The following is a 21,598-nucleotide window of genomic DNA, read 5'->3' as shown; positions in this document are numbered from 1 at the left end:
AATGCCGCTGAAAATGATATTGGCATCGATGATCAGGTTCACTTAACAAAGCGGCTTCTGTTTTTGCTCCACCAGGATTCATTGACTTCGTCAGCCAGTTTATCTACGTCTGCCTGCGTAGCCTTACTTTTAGCGGTTGCCTCCAAATAATTGACATAGTCAATCAGGCGTTGCAAGCCAAAACTATCCACTGCAGATGACAGCGTGATCTTGATCTGGTTGTTTTCTATGCGTTCTATTACCATAATGACAAATTTACATAAAGGGTTTCACAAAAACAATGCCCTAACACTGTTGTTTAGCTTTTGCTGTCTTCATCCCCCTTCAGCAGCCATCCGCAAACCGAACGTCTTTATATGTTTGCTCACCCTTTGTCAACCTCAATGCCTTCTTTCCAGCCCACGGGCCTTTGACGCCTAAACTTACGCCAGTTTAGGGCTAGTTCCAATCTGATTCTTCCAATTCAAAAAGATCATCTACCTTGATGTTAAGTACAGAAGATATTTTCAGCGCTAATGCTGTCGACGGAACGAAACGTTTATTTTCAATAGTAGGATCGCGTAATCCCGGATATCCGTCGAATCATCTGTCCTGCAGTAGGCTTGCTTGCTGCTTGGGTAAATGTCATAATTTTTATGGTAGTAAAAAATTGAAATGAAAAACCTTATATTTGTTTTATGGAAGCATACGTGGTATATCCTAAAAATAAAGAACAGCTTTCCGCATTGAAGGCTGTGTTAAAGGCGCTTAAGATTAATTTCGAGCCAAAGGGCGTAGCGCCTCTGCCTCCCCACGCTATCGAAGGAATGAAACGCGGACTTGAGGATTTGGACAATGGCCGGAAAATCCCTTTCAGCGAATTTGAGGAATTGCTGACCCGTAATCCTTAGTTTCCGGAATGGAGGAATATAAACTCTACTTCTCCAAAGAAGCAAAAGACAGCTTTGAAGCATTATTGGAGCAGGTAAAAAGAGCGGTGGGGCATCAAAACCGCCAAACAATTCCAGAAAGATACCCGACGGGTATTGGGTATTGTTACCAAATTTCCATTTGCCTTCCAAACCGTTCAGGAGGATGTGCATGTAAGACGCGCTATAGTCCATCGCACCATTTCGTTTCTGTATCGGGTAGTCGGTGACGAGGTGCAGGTTATTGTTTTCTTGGACAATCGGCAAGAACCTATTCTTTAGGCCTCTACCTCTAAAAGCTCAACCCTTCTCTTGCTTTTCAGTATCTTCATGGGTATTCCTTCTACAATTAATCCCAACACTGGTTCAAGTTACTCCGCCCACTGGCCTTTGACGCCTAAACTTACGCCAATTTAGGGTCACCACCCATCCGGTGGGTTTCCGTTAAGTTTTCAGGAGGGTTACACAACCAATCAGACAAGTTTTTGAGTACCACAATGGAAATTATATTTCCGATTCCACTTTGTTTAATATTTTTTGCGCTATGACAACAATGAAATCAGCCATTAAAGCCGCTGTCATTGAATTTGTTGCGGATACGGACAAAACCATGCGCTTTTCCTGGGTGACGGATGTTCCAGTTGCGGCTATTTCGAAAATGACGGTGCCACCTATCTTAAAACGGGAACTTTCAGGGATGAAGAAGAAATAGAGGATAGCCCCCAACAAACGCCAAGAGCAGAAATCGGAGATCCAATCCATGCTGATATTAACGGTGATGGCATAGTAGATCGCTATGACCTTGTTGTCCCCGTAGACGCAACGAACACAAGGGAATTGACAGTTCGTGTAGCTAGACGTGAAAGAGTGGCTCGGGAGGGGCTCGCCAATGAGTTGAGCTATCAGGAGCTGGCTTCGCTGGTAGCATACCTCGAAAAACAGAAATAATGGCGACTTAGCTTGGTCGGGTATTCCAAAAATCTGTATGTTTGGACAAATTTCCAATTATGCCGCACCCATCGCCAAAAGTAGACCCCGATTTGCTACGCAGATTGCGTGAGGGGGATGATGCGGCATTTAAGGAAATTTACGACTGCTTTGCTCCTATTCTTTACCAGCGGCTATTGCGTTTACTGAAAGACCCCGATACCGTAGAGGAAATCCTGCAAGACACCTTTCTGAAACTTTGGGAGAAGCGCGCGCAGATAGACCCTCAACGCGCGTTCAAGACGTACCTGTATCGTATCACAGATCACCTGGCCATAGACGTTTTCCGAAAAATAACCCGCGACAAGGCATTGCAGCAAGAACTGTGGGCCAGCACAGTAAGCTCTTATCTCCATACAGAGGAAGCCTTGATTGCTAAAGAAGAACAGCAGCTACTTTCCGCTGCGATCAATCAATTGCCGCCAAAACGCAAGCAGATCTTGCTGCTGTGCAAACTGCACGAAAAGAGCTATCAGGAGGTGGCTGACTTGATGGGGATCTCTGTATCGACCGTGAGCAATCAACTGGTCAAAGCCATCAAGGAAATCAAAAATTTTGTGCTCCACGCCACGCGCAGCGAGCACGCCCTGCTCCTCTTCCTGTTGATCGCGTCGCGTATTTTTTAACCGCACCTCATTAATATTTCATTTTTTTTCGTCTAGCAATAGTGTGTTTTCCGAGCCGGACCGTATAGACTACAAAACGAATTATAAACTTACTTTCATTTTGGACAACCGCAGAGCAATACATAAGCTGTTAACTGCTTATTTAGACAAGCAGATTAGTCGCGATGAATTTGACCAATTGTTTGCCAAACTCGCTGCATTGGAGGACGATGCTTTTAGGAAAACCATCTACCAGGCATTGGATAATCCCTCCGAAACGAGCGATGCCGATTTCATCGCCCAGCGTGTTGCCTCCCTTTATCCCCAACTACAAGCGAAAATCCATCGAGATACGCCCGTTGCGGCCGAAACGCCAAGACGTACCCATCGAGTTTGGTGGAACATCCCGGCCGCGGCCGCCGCGCTCATTTTCTTGTTTACCGGCATTTACTTTTTTATAGCCGACCTCAGTCAGCCGGAGTCGGCAGCCATCACACCAGCGCAGATTCTCCCTGGTGGTAACCGTGCAACCTTGACACTCGTAGACGGGCAAACCGTCAATTTGAGTTCGGAAGAGAGCGGCATCGTAATCGGAGATGAGATTTCGTATTTGAGTGGAAGCGAGATTTTAGATTACGGGCAACAGGCAACAGACAACAGACAGGTCTCTCGTCTAATGTCTCTAACAACCCCCAAAGGCGGCCAGTATCAAATCACCCTCGCCGATGGCACCCACCTATGGCTCAACGCGGCCAGCTCACTTACCTACCCGGTCGCCTTCGACGGCGACAAACGGGAAGTATCCCTTCAGGGAGAAGCTTATTTTGAGGTGTCTAAAGACCAGTCCAAGCCGTTCATCGTCAATACGGTGAAGCAACGGATTGAGGTACTCGGCACTTCATTCAATATCAATGCGTATAACAACGAGGTACTGACCAAGACGACACTTTTAACTGGCTCTGTGCAGGTATATGCGTCTACTGACGGCGCAACAAACGGGAAAAGCCAAGTATTGACGCCGAATCAACAAAGCGTTGTTGATGATAGTGGCGAAATCAGTGTCAACAAGATTGACCCGTATACAGCCATCGCTTGGAAAGATGGGCTGTTTAATTTCCACGGCCTAAGTATTGATGAATCGCTGAAGCAGGTGGAGCGCTGGTATGATGTCGATGTGATTTATCAGGGCAAAAAACCTATAGGGTATTTAGGTGGGAAAATGAGTCGCGGAGTTAAACTATCAACGTTCCTTAGTTTTCTGGAAAAAGATTTCCATATCAAATCCGAACTGAAAGCAAACCGCACATTGGTCCTGTATGCTTCACAAGATAATGAATAACTGATTAATAAACTTAACGATTACGACTATGATGAGAACCCCACCATAAAGCCGACAGGGATACGATAGAAAGGCAGGGAAGTGTTTGCACCACTTACCCCGCCATAAGCTATGGGTACCCTGATATGATAATTCGGATTATTCCACCAAAGTATAACCTTAGCACTACAAAGTTATGAATAATAAGCGAGGCCTGGAAGACATTTACCTACGTCCCGGGCCGTATACCAATAGATCTATTTTACGGCAAGTCCTTATGATCATCAAAATAAGTTATGTACTGCTGTTGATTACGTGTATGCAGTTGCAAGCACGAAGCTATTCACAGACCATTACCATAAACTCGAGACGTACTCCACTCGAAAAGGTCTTTCAATCTATTGAACAGCAAAGCGGCTATGTGGTCTTGTACAATTATGAAGAGTTGAAACGTGCCAAACCGGTAAGTATTGTAGCCGATAACATGGAGATGACCAAATTGCTGGACAAGCTTTTTGCTGAACAGCCGTTTACGTATGCCATTGAAGATAAGACCATTTTGGTCACCAGAAAGAAGCCTAACATACCTATGCGTGCTGCTACTACCCCCAATCCGGTAATTGTTGAACAACAGCAGGAGGTGAGCGGCAGGGTTGTCGATGAGCAGCAAAATCCATTGGAGGGGGCAACGGTAACGATAAAAGGTACCGCTGCCGCTACCACAACCGATGCCAATGGCTATTTCCGAATCACGCCACCGTCAGCAGGAGGTACGCTGGTATTCTCCATGCTGGGCTATAATGCTGTTGAACGGCCCATCGGAACCAACCCGACCATCAATGTCACCCTGACCGCTTCGGTAAGTGATCTGGAAGAAGTGGTGGTTGTAGGCTACGGTACCGTTAAACGGGGTGATTTAACCGGATCGGTTGCTTCCGTAGGCGCTTCGGAAATCCAGTCTACCCCCATCGTCGCTTTGGACCGCGCCATGCAGGGCCGGGTTGCTGGTGTAAATGTAATCACCAATTCTGCGCGGCCCGGTGGAAGCACTACCGTCCGTATCCGCGGTACGGGATCAGTGAATGCGGGCAACGAACCGCTCTATGTCATTGACGGCTTCCCCACGGGAAACCTCAATTCCATCAACACCAACGATATCGAATCGATGGAAGTGCTTAAAGACGCTTCGGCAACGGCGATCTATGGTTCTCGGGGTTCAAACGGGGTCATCCTGGTGACAACCAAACGTGGCAAAGCGGGCCAATCGATGATTACCTACGATGGCTATTACGGCCAGCAATCGGTGCGCCATAAACTTCCGCTATTGAACGCACGGCAATTTGCGGAGTTTGTCAACGAAGCAAACGTAAACAATGGCGGCGCGCCCTATTTTGACGGCAGCGCAGCCGACCGGCCGCTGCCCGAAACACTGAGTGAAGGAACGGACTGGCAAAGCGCGGTGATGCGCGATGCCCCCATACACGACCACCAATTAAGCGCGCTGGGCGGCACGGAGAAAAACCGCTATGCGATATCGCTGGGCTATTACGGTCAGGAAGGCATTATCTTGCGGAGCGACTTCAACCGCTATTCGCTTAGGGCCAACCTGGATAGTGACGTGTCCGACCGATTGAAGGTGGGGCTATCCACGCAGGCAGCCTATACCCACGGCAACACCGCCGAGACCGAAACTGGGCGAAATACCTCGTACGATAACCTGATCCCGGCTACGCTCAATTACTCACCAACGTTATCGATTTTCAACGAAGACGGCACGTACCATACCTATACCGGTCCGCTCAACGGGTTGGGTGCGGATAACCCCTACGCCATGGCCATGGAATATACCAAGCGGAGTTCGCTTATCCGCGTACTCAGCAACGCCTATGCCGAACTGGAAATCATCGACGGACTGAAACTACGGAGTACCATTGGCGCCGATCTATTGGCCAACAAAGTCAGCGCGTACACTTCCCAGTTGGTGCTTGCGGGTGCTTCACTGGGTGGGAAAGCGGAGGTGGCCTCAGCCCAGACCATCAATTGGCTCAATGAAAACACGCTGACGTACGACAGCCAATTTAGCGACCGGCACAACTTCAACGCCCTGATCGGCTACACCTACCAACAATCGGACTACGAGACCGCAACGGCAAGGGCGAATAATTTCAATGACGATTTCGCCCTGTACCACAATCTGGGCAGCGGATCTACCTTGGTGGCGCCGGCGTCCGGAGCGAATCAGTGGCGGTTGATTTCGTACATCGCACGGGTGAACTATGGATTCGATGATCGATTCCTGTTTACACTTACCGGACGCCGAGATGGGTCTTCGCGCTTCGGGCCGAACAACAAATTCGGATTCTTCCCATCCGGGGCATTCGCGTGGAAACTAAAGAACGAGTCGTGGCTGCGCAATGTCAATAAACTCAGTGATGCGAAATTGCGGGTGAGTTATGGACTATCGGGCAATCAGGAAATTGATAATTATCGATACGTGGCTGGCCTTTCCTCTTCTAATTATGTATTGGGTGGCACCGTTTATGTCGGCAACGCACCCAGCATCATCCCCAACCCTGATCTACGCTGGGAAAAAAACGCCCAGTTTGATATCGGCCTGGACCTGGGTTTCTTTGATAACCGGCTTACGTTTACAGGTGATTATTACCACAAGACCACGTCAGACCTCCTTTTCAACGTCGGCGTGCCCACCACTTCGGGGTTTAGCAACATGCTGCAGAATATCGGCGAGGTGGAAAACAAAGGGGTAGAACTTGCCATCAGCGCAGACATCATCGACAAGGCGGACCTGAAATGGACGACTTCGTTCAACATCACATTTAATAAGAACAAAGTACTGGCACTGGATAAACGGCAAGAATTCCGTACGGGTGTGGATGCGTATATCTCCAATACGACATTGAACCCGATCCTACTCCGTGTGGGCGAACCGCTCGGCAATTTCTTTGGGTACGAGATGGACGGCATTTTTCAAACCGAAGCAGAGGTCGCCGCGTCGGCACAACCCGCTGCCAAGCCGGGAGACATGCGGTATGTAGACCAGAATGGGGATAATGCAATCAATGATGATGACCGAGCGATTATCGGCAATTCGAATCCGACCAGTTTCAGCGGGTGGAACAACACGTTTACCTATAAAGGCATCGATCTCAACGTGTTCATACAAGGCGTATTCGGCAACGAAATCCTCAACTATGGCAGTTTTGACCAATTGAACATGACGGGCGGCAACAACCTCTCCACACGGGTAATCGACCGGTGGACGCCCGATAACCCGAGCAATACCATACCGAGGGCCAATGCAGCCGGCGGGTCGCGGATATTGTCTTCTCTCCAGGTCGAAGACGGATCCTATATCCGCTTCAAAACCATTACATTGGGGTACACGCTGCCCAGCACGTGGTTCCGTGCATTGCCCATTAGCCAGCTGCGCATTTATGCGTCGGGGCAAAACCTGTTTACCATTACCGACTACACGGGATATGACCCCGAAGTGAACCGGTTCGGCAATTCGTCCATCAGCCAGGGGATCGACTACGGAGTCTACCCATCGGCGAAAACATTTTTGTTCGGGTTGAACCTTAAATTCTGATTACTATGAAACTGTTGAACAAAACATACTATTTTTTCTCGGCCCTGATCATAGGGGCCGTTGCTTTATCGGGTTGCGAAAGCCGGTTGGACATCGCACCGGTAACGAATTTGACCGATGCTACCTTCTACCGTACGGCCGAGGACGCCAGAGCGGCATTGGGTGCCTGCTACGCCTCCATCAACTATCCCGATGTCTTTCACGACTTGGTCGCAACAGACGATGCCATCCCCTTCCTGACTGGAGGCGCCGACCGTCCACTGATCTGGCGGTACGACATCACCCCCCAAACTGGCTTCCTCGGCTTTTTTGCAGGCGCCTACACCGGTATTAACCGCTCCAATATTGTGATTAGGCGGTTGCCCGACATCCCGATGGACGAACAGCTCAGGAGCCGCTATATCGCGGAAGCCAAATTCCTGCGCGCGCTCGCCTACCTCAACCTGGTTCGGTTTTACGGTGGGGTACCTATCGTAACCGAACCCACCGAAGGGGCAGAAAACCTGGAAGTAGCCCGTTCATCTGCAGAAGAGGCGTATACGTTGATCGAAGCCGATCTTCAGGAAGCTGAGCAAGTATTGCCTCAGAAGTACGAAGCAGCGGATGTCGGAAGAGCAACCAGTAATGCTGCAAAAGCATTACTGGCCCGCATGTACCTTTTCCGGGCGGGCACAGACACCGGTTCACCCTTCTGGCAACAGGCAGCGCAAAAATCGAGGGAAGTGATCGACGATGGATCATTTGGCCTGTACGACACTTTTGCGGAAGCATTTGCACTTAGTGCACGCGGAGGCAAGGAAAACATATTGGAGAAACAATTCCTTACAGATGTAAGTGGGCATGGACAAGGCCGTGGTTACGGTGTACGGGGTGCGCCCATCTATCCAGGTGGCGGAGCAGGGATAGCCAGGCCAACCGCGAGTCTTTACAATTCGTATACCGAAGCCGATCAGCGGCGGGAAGTGACATTTATTACTTCGTATACGTTCGGTGGCCAGACGGTCAACCTGTCGATCACCGACCCTAATCCAGCCAACGCCATCTCCTTCCAGAAATTGTGGGATAAGACCGCTCAAACGAATGGTGGGGAGGGAACAAGCTACCCGATCATTCGCTTTGCTGATGTGCTCTTGATGTATGCGGAGGCCCAGAACGAAGTAAACAGCGGACCCGATGCGTTAGCCTATGAGGCGCTGAACAGCGTACGGACCCGTGCAGGGCTCGATCCGGTGGAAGGGCTCGACTACCAGGCCTTTAAAGAGGCGGTTTGGTTGGAACGTCGCTTGGAATTTCCGTTTGAAAACATGCGGTGGTTCGACTTGGTTCGCACCGGCAGGCTTATCGATGCCGTAAAGGCAGAAAACAGCTTCAATCGGAATGCGTTGATCAAACCCTTCCATGTACTGTTACCCATTCCGCAATCGGACATCGACAATAATCCGTTGCTGGAACAAAATCCGGGGTATCAACTATAGGTAATGGCGATGCGACTGTGGAATTTTATCCTTGTAGGATGGGCCGTATCGCTTGGTTATATCAATCAGGCGACGGCCCAATCCTATCACCCCAAACGGGTTACCGTCCCAATCGAACAGGTCGCCACGGGTCGGATCATTCACCGGTTCCATGATACCTCACCCCTAAGCCCATCGGGAAGGTATTTTGCCCTATTCCGCATGCCGTTCGAGGATCATTATCCCGAACCGGGTGACTGGGGCGAGGTGGTACTCATCGATCGTCAAACCGCCGACACAACGGTTGTGGCGCGCTCCTTCGGCTGGGAAATGCAGGTGGGCGCCAACGTGCAGTGGGGCAAGGATGATAGCCAGTTGTTCTATAATGATGTAGACACAGCGACTTGGGAGGCCGTCACCGTAATGTACAATCCGTTGACAGGGGCATCCCGCAGACTGCATGGCACGCTATTTATGTGCTCAGCAGACGGCCGCCGGCTCGTGGGTCATAACCTCCGCAATTCATTTTATGCGCAGTCTGGTTACGGTGTCATCGTTCCCGATGCGCACAGACAGCGCAACATGGGACCGGTGGCTACAGACGGCATCTTCGTGACAGACGTAGCGGCCAACGAAACGCGACGGATCGCAACCATAGCGGACATTTACGAAAAAGCCATCCCCAGTTTGGCCGTACCCAACCCGCAGGATTACGAGTACTATTGCTTCAAAGCGATGTGGAACCCGCAGGGGACACGGATCATGACGTGCCTCATCATGCGGCCGCGCGATGGCGGCAAGCGCAGTGTAGCCGTCGTTACACTAAAGCCGGACGGAACCGACATCCGTACCGCCATCACCACCCAGCAATATGCCAAAGGTGGCCACCACATGGCTTGGATGCCAGATGGGGAACATATTTCCATGAACCTCAATGTCAATGACGATAAACCAGCCCTTGAGCTGGTGACGTTCAAATATGACGGCACGGACTTGAAAGAGGTGTTTTGGCCCGGTTCGGGCCATCCCTCCTTCCATCCCGGAGGCCTTCCATTCGTGGTGACGGATGCGTATCCCAACGAAACCAGTGTGACAAAAGGCGACGGTGTGGTCCCCATACGGTTGCTGAACATCGCCACTGGCGAGGAGTTTATTATTGACGAAGTGGAAACAGCCGAGGTCAACGATAGTTCCTTTCGACTGGATGCCCACCCAACGTGGGACCGAACCGGAAGATACATCATTTACAATAGTTTTGATGGTGGTGTGCGCAGTGTGAAAATGGCGGAAGTACAACGATTACTATAATAATTTGACAATGATGAAACGTAAAACATTCCTACAGGATATGATGTTGCTCGCCGGCGCATCATGCCTTCCATTACGTCAGCTGCTAGCGCAGCCAGCGAAACCAAAAACCATCCTATTGGTATCGGGATGGCAATATTACAATATCGGAGATATCGCCCACACGCCCGGCTTGCTGGCGCTGTTGAATACTTACCTGCCAGACACCAACGTGATCCTTTGGCCCGGTCATGAGGTACGGGCTATCGACCAGATGCTACTACGCAAGTACCCCGACCTACAGATCGTCACGGGATCCATCAGGGATGGCGAAGTGGAAAGTGAGGAAGTGATCCGTGCCGCGGAAACCGCCGACTTCATGCTGCACGGCTCTGGCCCCTCGGTGGTTGCGCAGTCAAAACTGCAATGGTGGAAATCCCGCATTAAGAAACCCTACGGCATCTACGGGATTACCGTTGAAGACATCGGGCAGGAGCGTCGAGACGTGTTGGACAATGCGTCTTTTGTGTACCTCCGGGATACCCTTTCGGAAAAAAATCTCAGAGACAACAACATCAAGGCAGGCGCGATAGGCTTCGCTCCCGATGCTACGTTTGCGATGGATCTCCGTAACGACCACGATGCCGTCAACTTCATGAATGCGCACCAACTGCAACGGAAGCAATTCCTCTGCGTGGTCACCCGGCTCCGACGGACTCCATATTATCAGCTCGGCAGGGATTGGACAGCTGAACAGATTAACGAGGTTGACACCCTGAATGACCAACATAAAGAGGAAGACAACAAGAAACTCCGTGAAGCTATCATTACGTGGGTGAGGCAAACCGGGTTGCCTGTGGTGGTCTGTCCGGAGATGAGCTACCAACTTTCCATCATGGACGAATTGGTCATCGATCCATTACCACCCGATGTGCGCAGCCACGTAATCAAGATGGATCGCTACTGGTTTTGCGATGAGGCGGCCTCTTTATACGCGAGTGCAACGGCGGTCGTCAGCATGGAATGCCATTCGCCGATCATCGCATGCTACAACAACACACCCGCTTTCTATTTACGGCAACCGCAAGACACGATTAAAGGCCAGATGTGGTATGACGTTGGACTGGAAGACTGGGTTTTCGAAATTGAAGAAACTACCGGCCAGGAAATCGCTTCTCGGCTCATGGAAGTGTACGATGACTACGGCGCGGCGCAAAGGAAGTTAGAAGTCGCCATGGACCATGTCCGCAATATCTACCGCGAAACGATGCTCGACGTGAGAATCCGAATATTTAGTGCTTAAGTATCTGCTCACTTCGGGGAATGCCAATTTCTAAAGCGATTTTTTGCCAACGGAAAACAGATGACTGAACTTCGTCTATGATCATATTCATTTCTTTGTCGGACAGACGGAAATAAGCGCCTGTGCTTTTGGACCATGCTTGCACATTACCACGGCCAGCAGGTGGTTTTTTCTTCCCCGAAACGCATGAGATCAAGGTCTATCAACTTGGAGAAGCATTCTTCAAGTTTATTAGTAAAAATGATCGGCAAAAGTTTGTTGACGTGGACATCCCAAAGTTAAAAAAGCAGGAGCAAATACGAATTGCTCAGGCAAAGAAAAGACGCTAAGGGAAATTGGTTGTATATGTACTGCGGATTCATTGATTCAGATACGTTGACCAGTTCCTTTGCGTGTGTGAAAACCGATACCTAGGCAAATATACAAGATTTACGCCTAATTTCGGCGTAAATCTTGTATATTTGCTTAATGAATGTTTCGAGAGAATACGGAAGATTAGAAAGTTACCTTGACAATTTAGTTGCTTTAGGCCGATATTCATTTACATCGAACGAAATAAAGGAAAAGCTTGAACTAACCCATAATGCCTTCCAAAAGCAAGTTTCAAACTTGTCCGAACGCCGTAAGGTAACATTAATCAGGAAAGGTTTTTATGTAATAGTGCCTCCTGAATACCGCAAAAATGGTGCTCCACCTGTTACCTATTATATAGATGGTATGATGAAGGGATTGAAGCGGCCCTATTATGTTGGGCTATTAAATGCCGCGGCATGGTACGGAGCAGCTCACCAACAGCCGCAGAAATACGTAATCATTGTACATCCACCTTTTTTACCATCAATAGATAAATCATACGCCCGTATTGATTTCGTCTATAAAAAAGAATGGCAGGAAAGCGATTTAATCCAGCAAAAGACAAATGCCGGTTATATTGCAGTTTCATCCCCGGAACTTACTGCATTGGATTTATGCTATTATCCTAGACACGCGGGGGGAATTAATCAGGTAGCCACAGTATTGGAGGAATTGGCAGACGAGTTGGACGCCATAAAAATCAGTGGGCTAGCAGAACGTTACAACAGCACCAAGGCTGTTCAACGTTTGGGTTTTTTGCTGGAATTCCTCGGTAATGACGAGCTAGTTGCTCCGCTTAAAGAATGGCTAAAAAACAGAAAGTATTACCCGGCACTTTTGGACCCAGTGGAAAAAAGCCAAAACAAAGTCACTGGCAACATTTGGAAAATAATTGTTAACACAGACATAGAAACAGACCTTTGATACCAATTGCATATATAAACGAATGGAGACAACAAGCTCCCTGGCAGGACGACTATCAGGTTGAGCAGGACTTAATCATTTGCCGGGCGTTAGCCGCGATTTTCTCCGATCAGGAACTACGCAAAAAGCTGGCTTTCCGTGGGGGAACCGCTCTTCATAAGATTTATATCAGCCCGTCCGCCAGATATTCTGAGGACGTAGACCTTGTTCAAATCTCTGCCGAACCCTTTGGTCCCGTAATTGATAGATTACGGGATTGCCTTGCCTTTTTGGGAACCCCATTACGTAAACAGAAAGCCCATAACAATACGATGATCTTCCGGCTGACGAGTGAGGCGGGACAAAAAATGAAACTCAAAATTGAGGTGAATACCAGGGAACACTTTACGGTATTTGGCCATCATTCTATGCCATTTAAACTTGATTCCGCTTGGCATACACAATCTTGTTCCATTACCACATTTACCATTGAAGAACTTTTAAGTACCAAACTAAGGGCTTTGTACCAGCGCAAAAAAGGCAGGGACCTGTTCGATCTCTGGTATGCTCTAACCCAGCTTGACTGCGACCCTAAGAAAATAGTTGAAGGCTGGCGGGTTTATATGAAGGAAGAGGGAAATAAAATCAGTCGCCGGGAATTTGAAATGAATCTGGATGAAAAGTTGCAATCACCTCAATTTATGGGGGATATGGGCTTTTTAATCAGGTCGGGCATTGAATATGACATACCCAACGCAGCTAAACTGGTAAAGGAAAAAATCATAACCTTGATATAAAGTGTGAACTTTATCGATAAAATGCCACTTTTCTTTAGCGATATTTTTCCGTTTGAAGGTTGGATTGGTCATAGGGGCTTGCTGAATTACTTCCGATTGGCAAGTATGAAAGAAAAGCTAAAGCACCTCGACAGTTGGCTGAGAAACCGGATAAGGTATTGCCTTTGGCATGATTGGAAGAAGCCAATTCGGAGAAGGAAAAACCTGAACCGCCTGGGTGTACCACCAAAGCGTGCGTATTGGTGGAGCAGATCACAAAAGGGAGGATGGGCAATAGTTCAAAGCCCAATAATGATCACAACCATAACTTTGGAAAGGCTTAAAAAGAGGGGATACGAATCAATGCAGGAGTATTACGAAAAAGTTTCTATATTACTTAACGAACCGCTGTATACGAGACCCGTACGTACAGTGGTGTGAGAGGCGCACCGTGGGCTTTATGGTTCACGGCCGTCTATTCGATTAGCGAAAATATGCAAGTAAAATGAACAGAATTTACTATCTAATGTTTATTGCTCTTTTTATCAGCTGTAACAGTAATCCAGGAAAAACACCTGAAGAAAAAATTGATTATGTTATGAAACAAGCCTATGAAAATGGAGGTTTTATAGGTAGTGTATTAATTGCCAATAGAGGAAAAGTAATTTACCGCAAGGATTTTGGAATGGCTGACGTGGAAAATAAAATTCCAATTAGCGACTCAACAAAATTTCTGATTGCTTCCGTCTCCAAGCCAATCACTGCTGTTCTGATTCTACAATTAATGGAACAAGGAAAAATCAAACTTGATGATTCTCTTAAAAAGTATTTTAATATCGAGAACAATTCTAAAGCTTCAAAAGTAACCATTCATCAATTGCTCACACATACATCGGGAATTGAAGAACTAATCAGTGAAGACCATGAATTCGACGAGTCTGACCTAGAACAAGCTACACTTAATTTCGAATCGGGTTCGGATTTTGAATACTCAAGTACAGGGTATGTCATTCTAAAAGAGATAGCTGAGCGTTCATCAGGAAAAGATTTTGAAACATTGATAGAGCAACAAATTTGTAAACAGACGCGATTGAATTCATCAGGTGTTGCTCGAGAACTCCATCAAATAAATGATATAGCAATTGGATATAAAACAACCAAACAAGTTGAAGTGGTTGAAATTGGATATTCCCTTAAAATAGTTGACGGAGCGGGTTCCTTATACGCTACTACAAATGATCTATTCAAATTAGACCGTGCGCTTCACTCAGGTGAACTTTTATCAAAAAAATCAATTGAACTCATGCAAAAACAGCATGTAAAAGAAAGATTCGGATATGGTTGGTTCTTACGGGAGCGGGGTGGAATCTGGGATGTCATGTATCATGAGGGTGATTTGCCAGGCTACACTAGCTTTTTCAGTAGACGAACTAAGAATGATGAAGCAGTAATCCTACTTTCAAACATTGAAGGGCTTGATCTTTCTGAAATAGAAAATGATATATCCAGAATACTAAAATTTGATAATTAAATACTTTCGCAATGGCTATAATTCCGCGTGGCGAAAGTGCAAAAATTGAAAGTTCATTTTTTTTGTCTTGTTCATGAATCGTGAACACCAAAAAATAGTGAACACGGCTTTGTGTCTAGCGGCCAGGCAGCAAATGCTTGTAATAGAACAACAACAAATGCTAATTTTACCACAGAACTATCTGATGTTTCCCGTTATTAGCCAAATGTTCCATTTACGGATAAAATTGTTGTTTTGTGTTCCTAATTTCCTAAAGCTTTCTTATCTTCGGGTACAGTCCCACCCCAAAGCATCAGGACAATGCCCACGGCGGATTGCGTTTTTTGAAATTGTGTTGCTGTTTTTAACCGATAAAAGGTTACAAATAGGTTACAGAGAAAAACAAAACTGATATAAGTCCCTGAAAATAAACATATTTTGGAGCAAGGCCATCTGCCTTACAAGCAGGGGGTCACTGGTTCGAACCCAGTAGCTCCCACCACTCAAAAAGCCGTTTTTCTTACAGGAAAGCGGCTTTTTTCGTTAGGTCGAATTTTGGCGGACGGCTCTTCCAAATTCGTTGTAACCTTTTTTTGTAACCCTCGGGTGAGGCAAAAACCAGGGAAACCAACCCTGACAGTTTAGCAGACTTGTCTGTTGAATTTCCCCGAAAAAGATTACAAATAGTTTACAGCTTCAAAAAATTCACAAATAGTTTACAAAAAAGGGTGACTAAATTTTTGAATTATGGCCACAGTACATGCTGTCAAACATTATCCTTTTGATGAATATAAAATTGCCAATCCGATCACCAGATTTGCGTCGATAGCAGCCCCTCTATCTTGGTTACTGCTGATGACTGTGACATAGTGATCGGACGCGAGCCTTTCTACCAAGTGCTTTCCTATGTTGCCCAGGGACCCTGAAATGATAATCTTCAGAATTTTTTTATTGCCATCCTCCCAAAAAACAGTAATATTGCTTTTATCCATGGAATCAGGGCATTTTGAGCAGTTTAAAGCTAATAACGATCGGGCGCTGTCCGTCTATTTCGACCGGTATTCGCGGGCGCTGATACTATTTGCGTACCGCATCACTGAGGATGCCGAAGTATCCGAAGAGGTCGTGCAAGATGCGTATGTCAAGCTCTGGACCGCACGCGATCGTATCGAGAGCGAAGCCCACCTCAAATCCTTCCTCTATCAGGCCACGCGCAACGCCTGCATTGACAACCTCCGTGCGGCGGGCAGCCGCATTCAGACATCCGCGGCGGAGCTTGACGAAAACCTCAGCCAGCCGGATGCCGATCTGTTGGCCCGGATGATCCACGCCGAAACGCTGCAACTGGTCTACCTGGAAGTCAAGAAACTCTCCCCTACGCAACAACAGGTATTCCAACTCACATTCATCGAGGGGCTTAGCACCGATGAGATCTCTGCACAGCTCGGCATGACGGCCAATGCCGTATTCATCGCAAGATCGAAAGCATTGTCCACGTTGCAGCACATGTTCAAGGGCAGGGACTTATTGCTATATCTCGCTTTTTTGCAACTGGCCGGCCTCCACCCCGCTGCACACGCCACTACTTAAAAAAATCAAATTTGCGGGAAGGTTTCCGTTCTATTTTCGTAATAGCTATCAAAGAACATATTAATGAGTACCGGATACGACATCGAGCAATTACTCCTGCGCCGTCTGCAGGGCCTCGCCACTGATGAGGAAAACCACCGTATCACGGCATGGGCTGCGCAGGCGCCCGAAAACCGAGTTGTGCTCGAACGCCTCGAAACCGAAGGCATGCTTAAAGAGGACCTCGATGCCTTGCTCGGGTTAGTAGACGCCCCCGAGGGGGAGGCTCGACTCCAACGGATGAGCGCGCATATCAAGCAAGCTGTGAGCGTTGGAAACCAACGCAGCATCCGCCAGACAAACAGGTTTACTTGGAGACGTTATGTAGCGGCTGCCGCCATCCTTGTTATCGTGTCGGCGGGAGGCTATTACTACCAGACCCGGCTGGCACCGGCAACCGAAAAGGGCAGTCAGCGCATCATTGCCGATATTCAACCCGGCGGCAACCGTGCCATACTCACCTTACCCGATGGGCGCTCAATTGATTTGAGTGAAGCGCAGGCGGGGATTGTCATTGGCGACGGAATTACGTATCTTGACGGGAGTTCTGTGATTAGTGAACAAGTTCACCCGTCCACTCGTTCACTCACGCTTACAACCCCTAAAGGCGGCACTTATCAAATCACACTACCCGATGGTACCAAGGTATGGCTCAATTCCGCCTCCACATTGAAATACCCGTCCCGATTTTCGGGAGACGAACGAGTTGTAGAGTTGGAGGGGGAAGCTTATTTTGAGGTTAGTGAAGTGAGGAAGTTAACGAATGAATCGGGTTCACGAACTCACAAGCTCACAGGTTCACAGAAAATACCGTTCAAGGTGACGAGCAACGGCCAAATCGTCGAAGTACTCGGCACCCAGTTCAATGTCGCTGCCTATCCGGACGAATCGGAAGTTAAAACCACCTTGGTGGAGGGTAGCGTGCGTGTAGTATCAACCACCAACCACCAATCACCTGTCATGATTAAGCCCGGTGAGCAAGCCACCAATCGCGGAGCGACCATTGAGATAACAACGGTCGACACTGACCAATATATTGCGTGGAAAAATGGCCGGTTCTACTTCAAGCGGACACCGTTGGAAGAAATCATGCGGCAAGTATCGAGGTGGTACGATGTGGAAGTGGTTTATCAGCATGGCATTCCCAAGGAAACTTTCAGTGGAAAAGTTAGCCGTAATGTATCGTTGATGGGATTACTCAACATCCTGCAAGTATCTGCTGTTAAAATCCGATTGGAGGGCAATAGATTGATCGTAAACTAAATCAAAATTAGGGGAATAAACAATTAAACACTTAACGACATGAAGACATGGGAAAACAATGACGTTTGAAAAATGAACAGGGGAAGTGCGGCTAACACTTCCCCTATCGTTCAGACAGCACCAGTATTAAACCAAGAGAATTAAAACCAGTTAATTAACGCCATCTAAACGCACAAACGTAATGATAAATTATGATTTTCCCCTATTTGGGAAAGAAAAGATACCCCTTGGCGGTATCAACCAGTTATTCAGAATCATGAAACTGACCTCACTGCTGCTTTTAATAGGCTTCCTGCACCTCAGCGCCGCATCCCGCTCGCAGACGGTTTCGTTGGACGTGAAAAACCAACCCATTGGGAAGGTGTTCGAAGCCATCGAAAAACAAACCAATCTCATGGTGGTTTACAACGACCGTTTTGTGAATCCGTCCACCCCGGTTTCCATCCGTGCAAACGGCTTGCCATTGACCCACGTGCTAGCATCGTTGTTGAAGCCCGTTTCGCTGACCTATCACATTACCGAGAATACGATTGTGATTACCGAATTGCCGGCCGATAAGCACGAAAGCACATCGCCAATTCCGATTGAAATACAGCAGCAGCGTATCAGCGGCCGCGTCACAGATGAATACGGCAGTCCATTGGAGGGCGTGACGGTAACGATCAAAAGCACCGCTGCTGCTACCACAACCGATGTCAATGGCTATTACCGAATCATCCCCTCTTCGAAAGGAGACACACTAGTCTTCTCCATGCTGGGCTATAATGCTGTTGAACGGCCCATCGGAACCAACCCGACCATCAACATCACATTGACCGCTTCGGTAAGTGATCTGGAAGAAGTGGTGGTGGTGGGCTACGGTGTTCGGCGAAAAGAGAGCCTTACTGGCGCTGTCTCTACCGTGGATGCGCAAGCCCTGGAAAACAGGCCGGTCAGTAACCTGGCATCAGCCCTGCAAGGCACTACGCCGGGCCTCACCGTGACCAGGTCATCCGGGCAACCCGGCAATGAAGGGATCCGGATACAAATGAGAGGAGCCACTTCCGCAAACGGCAATGTCAATCCGTTATTAATTGTGGATGGTGTTGCGGCCCCCATTGGTACCCTGCAGACACTAAATGTCAATGATGTAGACAACATTTCGTTCCTCAAAGACGCGGCCGCCGCCGCGATTTACGGCGCTCAGGCCGCGGGAGGGGTTATCCTGGTGACCACTAAAAAAGGTATATCCGGAAAGACGACGTTTGCCTATTCTAATTTATTTGGTGCGGACTGGATGCTCAATGTGCCCCAACGGATGAGTTTACTGGAAGAGGCCAATTTTTCCAACCTTTCTGCCGGGAATGCGGGGGGCAGCCCTGTTTATACAGATGCGGAAATCCAAATGATCAAAGATGGCGTAGAATATTATGTGGATCCCAGCGATACCAATAGGTATATTTATTTAAATCAGCAAGATTTTGTTAGCCAGACGATCCGTGACGTTACCGCTATGCAGACACATAACCTGAGCGCAAGCGGCGGCACCGAAAAATTGAATTTCTTATTCTCCTTCGGGACCTATTCAAAGAATGGTGCCTTCAGGGTCGGTCCGGATGCTTACAACCGCTATAACGGGCGTATCAATATCGGGGCAAATCTATCGAAACATGTTTCGATAGATTCCAGGGTGGCTTATACGAAACAAAAGGTAGAGATGCCGTCTTTAGCAATTCCCGCGTTGCTTTTCCAGGCACTCAGGCTAAGGCAGCGGTGGCCTATCTTTACACCAGAGGGAAGGCTCAGTGGTGAAGGATCCTTTTCCGCCAACCAATCCTATGCCTATCTTAAAGAAGGGGGCTACAATCATGAAAACGAGAATAACTTCGATGGCGTTTTTACCTTGCGTATCAAAGAATTGGTCAAAGGGTTGCAGTTAAGGGCTATATATGGGGCACAGTATAACCTGGCAAATCGCGATCTTTTTTCCCGGACGGTTGAACTTTGGCAGCGGTACTATCCGGTAGCCTATATCAACCAAACCAATAAATTTGAGGTAACCCGCGGCACTTATAATACAAATAACCTTCAGTTTCTGGCTGACTACGCCATTTCACTGGGTTCCGGACACGAGCTTTCCGCTTTGGCAGGTTATCAGTTTGAGGACAGCCGGATGTCTTCCGTCCATACTTCGTCACAAAACCTGGCAAGTAATGACCTTCCTGCACTGGGTTTAGGGGATGACGCTACCAAAACCAATAACCAAAGCATAAATACCTATGCGTATAAATCCTACTTTGGCCGTCTAAATTACAGTTATCAAGAGAGGTACCTGCTCGAGCTGACGCTACGGGCCGATGAAAGTTCCCGGCTGGCACCTGGTTTACGGGTTAAAACCTTTCCGTCAGCCTCAGCCGGCTGGAATATTCACAAAGAAAGCTGGTATGGTACATCGTCTTTGTTCTCCACCGTAAAGTTACGTGCCTCGTGGGGGCAGTTAGGCAGCGGTTTAGGCAATATCATTGGTAACTACGATTTCATGAATATGTTATCGCGCAATAACAACCTGGTATTGGGGGCCTCAGAAGACCGGGCGATGTATTTTTATCAGAGTGTGGTCCCTTCTTCCAGCCTCACCTGGGAAACGGTCCAGACCACTAACGGCGGTCTGGACCTGGGCATGTTCCGCGATAAACTTCTGCTAAGTGCCGACTATTATGTGAAATATAACAAGAACATGCTTACTCCATTGCAGCTGCCCGGTACCTTTGGCGTAGGGACACCGCGCACCAATAACGGAGAGCTGAAATCATGGGGTTGGGAACTTGAAGCCAATTATCGCAATACAGCGGGGAACGGCTTCCGGTATTCCCTGGGACTGAATGTTTCCGATAATCAGAATGAATTGATGAACTATGCCGGCAGGAAAGTAATTGCGGCGGGTATTGTGGGTATATTGGAAGGTTATCCGCTCAATTCCATTTGGGGTTACCAGACAGGCGGTTATCTCCAGTCACAGGAAGAAGTGGATAACTCGGCGTTTTTCAACGCGAATACCGGCGTGGGTGATATTAAATATACGGACCAGAATGCAGACGACCGTATTAATATCGGGAGGGGGACTGTCGAAGACCATGGAGACCTGGTTTATCTGGGAACCGATCAGCCCCGCTATAATTTTGGTGTTAATGCCGGCTTTGAATGGCACCGTTTCGACTTCAGTTTCTTTTTGCAGGGCATCGGAAAGCGTACGTTTTACGCTACGGTTAATACCGTCAATCCGCAGGTGACGGCGCCGCGGCAGCCGCTTTCCATTCACCTGGATCATTGGTCGGAAACTAACCGGGATGCCACCTTTCCCCGTCCATTCCGTGGCGGTCAGCATAATTATGTATTCTCGGATAAATGGATGCTTAATGGGCAATACATTCGTTTGAAAAATATTCAGCTGGGCTATTCCCTGCCCGAGAGCCTGCTTCAGAAAGTCAGGATATCTCGTGTCCGCGTTTATTTCAGCGGGCAGGACCTGCTGACCATCACCCGCCTGGGCATTTTTGACAACCTGTTTAATCCGGAATATCTGAATAATGTGGAGCATCAATACCCATTTTCAGCTACCGCCTCATTCGGGCTTAACGTAACATTTTGATCAATATGAAACCTGCATAAATTACCATGAACAAAAGGTAATGAATAATTTATGCAAGATTCA

General features: G+C 47.9%; 16 protein-coding genes. 15 read left to right on the top strand and 1 reads right to left on the bottom strand.

Annotated elements, in window-relative coordinates; translation table 11 throughout:
• Positions 1 to 38: 38 nt before the first annotated feature.
• The gene (locus NF543_RS06115; protein WP_257667226.1) at positions 39 to 245 is read right to left on the bottom strand and encodes a hypothetical protein; all 207 of its coding nucleotides are present in this window, start codon (positions 243 to 245) and stop codon (positions 39 to 41) included.
• 432 nt (positions 246 to 677) lie between these two features.
• On the opposite strand from NF543_RS06115, the gene NF543_RS06110 reads away from it, so the two are divergent.
• The 15 genes from NF543_RS06110 to NF543_RS06040 all read left to right on the top strand — a co-directional run bounded on the left by NF543_RS06110 (position 678) and on the right by NF543_RS06040 (position 21,535).
• A complete protein-coding gene (locus tag NF543_RS06110; protein ID WP_257667225.1) occupies positions 678 to 890 on the top strand; it encodes a DUF2683 family protein in 213 nt (70 codons plus the stop codon).
• 562 nt (positions 891 to 1,452) lie between these two features.
• Complete coding sequence (locus tag NF543_RS06105) at positions 1,453 to 1,620, top strand: hypothetical protein (RefSeq protein ID WP_257667224.1); 168 nt, start codon at positions 1,453 to 1,455, stop codon at positions 1,618 to 1,620.
• A gap of 277 nt (positions 1,621 to 1,897) precedes the next feature.
• Positions 1,898 to 2,521 carry an RNA polymerase sigma factor gene (locus NF543_RS06100; RefSeq protein WP_257667223.1) on the top strand — a complete coding sequence of 208 codons (624 nt, stop codon included), beginning with the start codon at positions 1,898 to 1,900 and terminating at the stop codon, positions 2,519 to 2,521.
• Between the two features lie 100 nt (positions 2,522 to 2,621).
• Positions 2,622 to 3,839, top strand: coding sequence for a FecR family protein (locus tag NF543_RS06095; protein ID WP_257667222.1), 1,218 nt, complete (start codon positions 2,622 to 2,624; stop codon positions 3,837 to 3,839).
• Positions 3,840 to 4,014: 175 nt separating this feature from the next.
• Positions 4,015 to 7,428: a SusC/RagA family TonB-linked outer membrane protein gene (locus tag NF543_RS06090; RefSeq protein WP_257667221.1), complete on the top strand. Its 3,414-nt coding sequence runs from the start codon at positions 4,015 to 4,017 to the stop codon at positions 7,426 to 7,428.
• Between the two features lie 5 nt (positions 7,429 to 7,433).
• Positions 7,434 to 8,903 (top strand): RagB/SusD family nutrient uptake outer membrane protein, encoded by a 1,470-nt coding sequence (locus tag NF543_RS06085; protein ID WP_257667220.1) that lies wholly within the window; start codon positions 7,434 to 7,436, stop codon positions 8,901 to 8,903.
• A gap of 9 nt (positions 8,904 to 8,912) precedes the next feature.
• Complete coding sequence (locus tag NF543_RS06080; protein ID WP_257667219.1) at positions 8,913 to 10,190, top strand: hypothetical protein; 1,278 nt, start codon at positions 8,913 to 8,915, stop codon at positions 10,188 to 10,190.
• 10 nt (positions 10,191 to 10,200) lie between these two features.
• Positions 10,201 to 11,472: a polysaccharide pyruvyl transferase family protein gene (locus NF543_RS06075; protein WP_257667218.1), complete on the top strand. Its 1,272-nt coding sequence runs from the start codon at positions 10,201 to 10,203 to the stop codon at positions 11,470 to 11,472.
• A 468-nt stretch (positions 11,473 to 11,940) separates the two neighbouring features.
• Positions 11,941 to 12,750: a type IV toxin-antitoxin system AbiEi family antitoxin domain-containing protein gene (locus NF543_RS06070; protein ID WP_257667217.1), complete on the top strand. Its 810-nt coding sequence runs from the start codon at positions 11,941 to 11,943 to the stop codon at positions 12,748 to 12,750.
• Positions 12,747 to 13,526 (top strand): nucleotidyl transferase AbiEii/AbiGii toxin family protein, encoded by a 780-nt coding sequence (locus NF543_RS06065; protein ID WP_257667216.1) that lies wholly within the window; start codon positions 12,747 to 12,749, stop codon positions 13,524 to 13,526. The genes NF543_RS06070 and NF543_RS06065 overlap by 4 nt, the downstream gene beginning before the upstream one ends.
• Positions 13,527 to 13,547: 21 nt before the next feature.
• Positions 13,548 to 13,946, top strand: coding sequence for a group II intron maturase-specific domain-containing protein (locus NF543_RS06060; RefSeq protein WP_257667461.1), 399 nt, complete (start codon positions 13,548 to 13,550; stop codon positions 13,944 to 13,946).
• 64 nt (positions 13,947 to 14,010) lie between these two features.
• Entirely contained in the window at positions 14,011 to 15,036 is a 1,026-nt protein-coding gene (locus tag NF543_RS06055; protein ID WP_257667215.1) for a serine hydrolase domain-containing protein, read from the top strand.
• Positions 15,037 to 15,942: 906 nt separating this feature from the next.
• On the top strand, positions 15,943 to 16,605 hold the full coding sequence (locus NF543_RS06050; RefSeq protein ID WP_257667214.1) for an RNA polymerase sigma factor: 663 nt from the start codon (positions 15,943 to 15,945) through the stop codon (positions 16,603 to 16,605).
• Between the two features lie 63 nt (positions 16,606 to 16,668).
• On the top strand, positions 16,669 to 17,907 hold the full coding sequence (locus NF543_RS06045; protein WP_257667213.1) for a FecR family protein: 1,239 nt from the start codon (positions 16,669 to 16,671) through the stop codon (positions 17,905 to 17,907).
• A 181-nt stretch (positions 17,908 to 18,088) separates the two neighbouring features.
• The gene (locus NF543_RS06040) at positions 18,089 to 21,535 is read left to right on the top strand and encodes a SusC/RagA family TonB-linked outer membrane protein (protein WP_257667212.1); all 3,447 of its coding nucleotides are present in this window, start codon (positions 18,089 to 18,091) and stop codon (positions 21,533 to 21,535) included.
• Positions 21,536 to 21,598: the final 63 nt, after the last annotated feature.

Source organism: Parapedobacter tibetensis (assembly GCF_024704835.1).
GTDB lineage: Bacteria > Bacteroidota > Bacteroidia > Sphingobacteriales > Sphingobacteriaceae > Parapedobacter > Parapedobacter tibetensis.
The sequence above is the reverse complement of the archived record's forward strand: the minus strand, read 5'-3'. Positions and strand labels throughout refer to the sequence as shown.